We start from the raw sequence: 849 nt of genomic DNA on the forward strand, positions 1-849 counted from the left end.
AAACTTGTTGTCCCACAGATGAATACACTCTGTCATAATTGAGTGTGTCATCGTTGTACTCATAAATAATCTTACTCATTTTATTTAACTTTTTACTTTAAAAGGCTGCAAATGTAAGCATTATATTTAAACCCTCCAAATAACTTGAGCGAATTTAACTTTATTTATACTTTGAAGAATGCGAAAAGACGTTGACGAACATCCCCAACAATCCTCTTTAAAAATACCTGTGTGAGCTACTTTTAAAACACATTTTTCACTAATTCGCCAATTAAAAGCCTAATGCGTAGCAAATTTAAACAAAACACTTTAAAGTTAATTTAAAAAGAATGTGATTGATAGAGCTTTAAATATAAGTTACTGATTTTAAAACACTTGCTAAAGCATCAGCCAATCAAACCGAAGAAAAACAGGCTAAAATGCTGAAATTATAGCAATTATCTTTAAACTCTCGAAAATACTGTAACATTTAACATTATTTATGCTTTTTCGGGATGCTAAACCTGTTAGGTCTTTAAGACCTAACAGGTTTTTCACAGGCTATGCCCGAACAGGGCTAAATTGTGAATAACTACTGCCACAAAGGCTCGCTCTTCCAATCAGCAGGAAAGCCCATCGCCCGTTTGTCCACATTGGAATATTTGGCGAACAGATATATTAGTTTCTGCTGGAAAGTGTGTTTGGGATTGACTGTGTTGAGCAAGTAGATAATCATGGAGAGGGCATAATATAGACGATTGACACCCACTTGATGGTCTGACAGCCATGTATTTGCCGCATTTTTTGGAAACAACGGCTGAATACTCATCGGGCGGTTCCATATACGTGCGTGGTGAGCACAAACGTTTC

At 35.9% G+C, this 849-nt stretch carries 1 pseudogene; it reads right to left on the reverse strand.

Going from position 1 to position 849, the window contains the following annotated elements:
* Positions 1 to 571 precede the first annotated feature (571 nt).
* Positions 572 to 849 (reverse strand): annotated as a pseudogene (locus tag ASC50_RS01975) (Abi family protein); the annotation flags it as partial.

Source organism: Candidatus Symbiothrix dinenymphae, assembly GCF_001431085.1.